This is a genomic window from Haladaptatus sp., assembly GCF_049589095.1.
In the GTDB taxonomy this organism is placed as follows: domain Archaea; phylum Halobacteriota; class Halobacteria; order Halobacteriales; family Haladaptataceae; genus Haladaptatus.
The window spans coordinates 1-5,957 of the sequence record NZ_JBAWAC010000496.1 but is presented as its reverse complement, the minus strand read 5'-3'; the positions used below and the strand labels follow the sequence as shown (position 1 = coordinate 5,957).

Here is a 5,957-nt window from a genome sequence, read left to right as displayed (position 1 = left end):
CAGTACGATGTCGCCGGGCGACGCGTTGCAGGCCGAAAGCCCGAAGGACGGTCGGCTCTGGTATGCAACCATCAGCGGAACGAGCATGGCGACGCCGATGGTCGCGGGAATCGCCACGCTTGTCGTTGACGCCTATCGGCAGAACAACAGCGGCGACATCAGCCCGCTGGAACTACTCAATACCCTCACGGCCGAGGCCGACGACGCACACAGCGAGTACACCCCGTGGAACATCGGAACCGGGTTCGTGGACGCCGTCGGTGCGGTGACCCGTGCCGAGAACGGAAATCTCGGCACCTACGATGACGTGAGTCTCGTGAGTAACTGAGTGTGAGGAAAATCGATACAACTATTCTTCTCGGGTTTCGATTTCGGCGTGAACCACCGTGGAAGAGAAGGAGAACGTGCTGAAGCGCTGTTCCGAATGCGGCGAGAAATTGCTCGAAATCTATCTCGAAGACGGCTTCTGTCCGAATTGTCGAAAATCGTAACTCATCGGTGTCGAGTTCCGATAGCGAGCACTCGCGTCGACGATAGCGACGGATGGGTTTCGAAACGAAAGGTGTTTTGCGGGGTTGTTCACAGTTAGAACCGTGAACGAAAACCGCGTTCAGTTCTACGCACTCTATCTCACCCGATTCGCCGCCGGGTTCGGATTCATCACGCTGGCGACGCTCCTCCCGACGTATCTCAACGTTCTGAATCCCCAGTCGGGCGTCGTCGTCGGACTGTTCGTCTCCGGACTGACCGCCGCACAGTCGATCGCCGTCGTCCCGCTCGCGTGGGGTGGCGACCGATACGACAAACGAACCGTGTTGCTCGGGAGCATCGTGGTTTCCATCGCGGCCTACGTCGCGTTTCCGTTCGTGGAGAGCAGTTGGGGCTTCATCGCCGCACGTGCGCTCCAAGGGGTTGCCCTGACCGGAACTGGCCTCATCACGCTCGCGCTCGTCGGTGAACTCTCGACGGCCGACACGCGCGCGAACCATATCGGGAAAGCCAATTCGGCGCGGTTCGCGGCGTCCATCCTCGGGTCGATTTCGGCCGCGACGTTGTATCAACAGTACGGGTTCGACGTGGTGTTCGGGGTCATCGTCGCCCTGTTGGTTCCGGCGCTGTTCGGCGTGTTGTTGTTCGTGGAACCCGACGACACGCGAATCGAAGGCTTTCCGTTCTCGGATCTGGCGCTCAATCGCAAACTCCTGACGCTGACGAGTTTCCGCTCCCAGTACGCCGTCGCGGTAACGATGGTTCGAAACTGGGTCGTCGTATACGCGGGACTGAAGGCGTCTCAGGGTGGGTTGACCTACGCGGCGCTCGCCGTCAGCGCCGTGCTCATCTCGGAGAAGTTCACGAACATGCTGTTTCAACCCCACACGGGACGGCTTTCAGACCGATACGGCCGCGCTCTGTTCGTCTTCTGCGGCGGCGGCCTGTACGGACTCGTTGCGCTCTGTATTCCGTTCTCACCGGCCATCGGTCGGACGCTCGGACTTCCGTCGATGTTTCCGATCCTTGGGCAGCTCTCGCCCGCGTTCCTCCCCCTGGTGGGGTTGAACGCGCTTCTCGGCATCGCCGATAGCTTCCGCGAACCGGCCAGCATGGCGCTGTTCGCCGACGAAGGAGTCGAGGGTGGCGGCGTGGCGAGCAGTTTCGGCGTCCGGGATTTGGTGTGGCGGCCGGGGAGTATCCTCGCGCCGATCCTCGCCGGAATACTGACGACCGGTCCGGGTATCCAGTGGGTGTTCTATTTCGGCGGCACTGCCGCTATCTCCGGCGTCCTGACGTTCCTCGGCGTGCTGTCGTACTCTCACGGGACGAAGGCACTGACACAGTGGTAGCGATCACTGACGGCTCCAATTCACCAACATACCGATGTATCCCTAAGTCGAATATTTCCCATCCATAGAATACATTATACTATTAAAATCTCATAGATACAATTAACGTCGAACGATAGTTTTACTACGATGAATGAGACGTGCTACTGCAGTCGTTCTGCTCGTTTGCATCGTGAGCGCGGGAGCGATTCCCGCACTCGGTGTGAACGTCGGCGGGCGACACTCCGACACCGGATCGACCACGGCAACCACGAACAGTTCGACGAACGTGACCATCCTCTCCTACAACGACATTCAGACAGCCGCGGCGAAGGACGGCAACGTGCCACGGCTCGTTCACCGAATCGACGAGCGTCGGCAGGCCCACGACAACCCGACGTTCGTCATGGGCGGTGGTGACGAACTGTCACCGAACGCGCTCTCGCCCGTCTCGGGGTGGCACGCACCCGTGGACGTGTACGATCTCATTCACCCCGACGCGGATGCGGTCGGAAATCACGACCTCGATTACGGAACTGACGCGTTCGCGAACGCGTCCCGCGCCTCGAACTTCCCGTGGCTCGCGGCGAACCTCGTGAACGAGACGACCGGAAACATCATCGAGGGAGCACAGCCGTACGAAGTTGTCCAACGCGGCGGCGTCAAAGTCGGTGTCGTCGGTGCCATCTATCCCGGCGTCGATGGCTCCGTTTCGGAGAACCTCTCGGCGCACGACATCACCGCGAAACCCGTCGTCCCGACGCTGCAGAAGTACGAGAAGGTACTTCGACAACAGAAGAACGTGGACGTGGTCGTCGTCCTGCTCCACGAAGGTACCAAGGAAGCCGAAACGGTCGCAAAGCGGACCGACGCCGACGTGGTTCTGACCGGTCACGACGAGGTCGTCTACCGACCGCACGTCGTGGACGGGACCATCATCAGCGAGACGGAAGCCCGCGCCGAGTACCTGAGTGAGATCAACCTCACGGTCGAGGACGGCGACGTCGTCGGTGCGAACGGCCGACTCATCAACATCACGGAGTCGACGCCGAAGAACGAAACCGCCTCGCGGATCATCAACGACTACCGTTCGGAAGTGAACCTCGACTCGACCATCGCGTACACCGAGACACCGCTCGACGCGCGATTCTCCACGAACTACCACCGCGAGAGCAACTACGGTGACCTCGTGACCGACGCGATGCGATCCCAAACGGGTGCCGACGTCGCCATCACCAACGCCGGTGGAATCCGTTCGAACGGGGTCTACGGTCCCGGTAACATCACGGGCGGGGACGTGTTCAACACGCTTCCGTTCGGAAACAAGGTGGTGACGGTTCGACTGACGGGCGCGCAACTCAAGGAGACGCTCGCGAGCCAAATCACGACGATGGAAAGCGACGCCGGACAGCAGTACGGCGCGGAGATGTCGATGCAGGTCAGCGGCGTCCGCTTCGAGTGGGTCGGCCACGACGGAAAACAAAAAATACGCGACGTCCGGGTCGATGGAAAACCGCTCGACCCGAACGCGACGTACGAAGTCGCCGTCAACGACTTCATGGCGGGCGGCGGAAGCGGCTATCCGCTCGCCGACAAGCCGGTCGTTCAGCGCACGGACGAACTGCTCTCGACCACCGTCGTGGACTACCTGAAATCGAACGGGAAAATCGCGCCGACGACGGACAGCCGAATTCAGCGCGTCGATACGTCGCTCGCCGACGAATCCGTCACCCTCGACGGACACGGAAACGCCGTCATGCAGTTCGACGCACCGGATGACTACAACGAAACCGTCCCGAACACGTTCGTCGTTTCGACCCCGGACAACCGCACCGTTGCCGCGGAGAACGTCACCTACGACGCCGACGAGGATACGCTCACGGTTCGCTTCGACGACGGCGAACTCGCGTCGCTCGTCGGCTGTGATGAAACGGTACAGCTCGACCTCTACGGCGGGTATCAGTCCTCGCAGTACGACCGCGTCTACTTCAACTACTCCCGGCTGAACGCGGACGTGACTGCGACGCTCGCGGACCGGAACGGACACGGCGCGAGCGAGCGCGACGCAACGAACGAGACGAACGAAAACGAGGACGACAGCCGAGCCACGGTGCCGCCGATGGCGGCCGCCTGATCGGTCGAATTCGTCTGCCGGTCGAACGTTTCCCTATTTTCCGAGGTCGAACAACTCGGCGGCCTGTTCCATGTCCTTGTCGCCGCGGCCGCTCAAATTCACGAGGATGACGTCGTCCTCGTCCTTTTCGGCGGCTAGCTGTTTCGCCAGCGCGACGGCGTGGCTCGATTCGAGCGCGGGGATGATGCCCTCCAGTTCGCTGAGTTCGCGGAACGCGGCGAGCGCTTCCTCGTCGGTGACGCCGGTGTACTCACACCGTCCCGTCTCGCGGAACTGGGCGTGTTCCGGACCGACGCCGGGGTAGTCGAGTCCCGCGGAAACCGAGTGGACTTCCACGTCGTCGTTCAGAATCCGCGTTCGCATCCCGTGCAGGATGTCGGTCGTGCCGTTAGCGAGCGGTGCGGCGTGGCGCTTCGAGTCGGTACCTTCGCCGCCGCCTTCCGCACCGTACAGTTCGACGGGGTCGTCGCGAAACGCGTGGAACAACCCGATGGCGTTCGATCCGCCGCCGACGCACGCGACGGCGGCGTCGGGGAGTTTTCCGGCCTTCTCCTGAATCTGCTCCCGTGCCTCCTCGCCGATGACCGACTGGAAGTCCCGAACCATTCGGGGGAACGGGTCCGGCCCGACGACGCTTCCGACGAGATAGTGCGTGTCGTCCACGTTGTGGGCGAAATCCTCCAATGCGGCATCGACCGCGTCCGCAAGCCCTGAATCGCCGCGCGTGACCTCGTTCACCTCGGCACCCATCAGGCGCATGCGGAAGACGTTCATCTTCTGGCGCTCGACGTCCTTTTTGCCCATGTAAATCTCGGTGGGAATGTCGAGCAGCGCGCCGACCATCCCCGTCGCGGTGCCGTGTTGCCCCGCGCCGGTTTCCGCGATGAGTCGTTCCTTGCCCGCCTGTTTCGCCAGCAGGGCTTGCCCGAGACAGTTGTTGATCTTGTGTGCCCCGCCGTGGAGCAGGTCCTCCCGCTTCAGGTAGATCCGTGCACCGTACTCCTCAGAAAGCCGTTTCGCGTGATAGATCGGTGTCGGCCGACCGGCGAACGATTCGAGCAGGGACCGGAACTCCGACTGGAACTCCTCCGTCTCCGAAATTTCGTCGTACGCTCCTGCTAGCTGTTCGAGCGGTTCCTCCAGCGGTTCGGGAACGTGTCGGCCCCCGAACGTCCCGAACTCGATGGATTGCTCTCGTGACATAAATCCCGAATGGTTAGTAAAGATCATAAATCTACTCCACGGTACTACTCCGTCCGTCGATGTATAATTTCGTCGGGAAGGAAGGGGAAACGAGTCGGCAGAAGCGTTATTGCATATACCCGAGGTCGGCCAGTCGCTCTTCCACGTTGGCCTCGTCGTCGCCCATCGTACCGTCGTTCTCCTCGTCGTATTCGGGGTAGGACTGTGAACCGGTGTCCTCGACGACCGGGATCACCGTCCCGTCCATGCGGTCGCTGTAGGGCACGCCGAGCGCGGACATGACCGTCGGCGCGATGTCGAAGAGGTGTGCTTTGGTCGGCATCGCGTCCACGTCGATGCCCTCCCCTTTCGCGGCGACGATGCCTTCGAGTTTGTGGTTCCACGGTTCGGTCGGCGGCGCGAAGTAATCGCCGAGCAGTTGCGCGGAGATGAACTGGCCCATCTGGTTCGGAATCGTCACGATATCCGGCGCGTTGTCCGCGTTCTTCCCGTGGAAGTAGTTCTCGCGTGGCACGACCTCGCCGAAGACGAGTTCGCCGTCCGGCGTTTCGACGCCGCTGAGTTTCTCGATGAGTTCGTCACGCACCTCGTCGTACTTCTCCGGCGGGACGATGCCGTTCGGTTCGCGGCTCTGCAAGTTGATACGTACGCCGAGTTCGGTTCGTGCACGGACGTAGGCGGTCGATTTGGCGAAGTCCACCTGTTCGTTTGCCATCCGAGCCACGTTCTTCGGCGCGTACTGTTTTGCGATCTCGGCGAGACCGACCTTCTCCAATCCGGTTCGGATTCGATGCGCGGTG

The 5,957-nt window shown here is 61.5% G+C and carries 4 protein-coding genes and 1 pseudogene; 3 read left to right on the top strand and 2 right to left on the bottom strand.

Features of this window, described 5'->3' with window-relative positions:
• The 3 genes from WBV42_RS15385 to WBV42_RS15375 all read left to right on the top strand — a co-directional run.
• Positions 1–328 (top strand): S8 family serine peptidase (locus WBV42_RS15385; RefSeq protein ID WP_423986800.1); only part of this gene is annotated, 328 nt, incomplete at its 5' end.
• Positions 329–593: 265 nt separating this feature from the next.
• The gene (locus WBV42_RS15380) at positions 594–1,841 is read left to right on the top strand and encodes an MFS transporter (RefSeq protein ID WP_423986799.1); all 1,248 of its coding nucleotides are present in this window, start codon (positions 594–596) and stop codon (positions 1,839–1,841) included.
• A gap of 133 nt (positions 1,842–1,974) precedes the next feature.
• Positions 1,975–3,954: a bifunctional metallophosphatase/5'-nucleotidase gene (locus WBV42_RS15375; RefSeq protein WP_423986798.1), complete on the top strand. Its 1,980-nt coding sequence runs from the start codon at positions 1,975–1,977 to the stop codon at positions 3,952–3,954.
• A gap of 33 nt (positions 3,955–3,987) precedes the next feature.
• Here the strand turns inward: WBV42_RS15375 and trpB are convergent, their stop codons facing one another.
• Both trpB and WBV42_RS15365 read right to left on the bottom strand, forming a co-directional pair.
• Positions 3,988–5,157, bottom strand: coding sequence for a tryptophan synthase subunit beta (gene trpB, locus WBV42_RS15370; protein WP_423986797.1), 1,170 nt, complete (start codon positions 5,155–5,157; stop codon positions 3,988–3,990).
• 106 nt (positions 5,158–5,263) lie between these two features.
• Positions 5,264–5,957, bottom strand: a pseudogene (locus WBV42_RS15365) (alkaline phosphatase family protein); the annotation flags it as partial.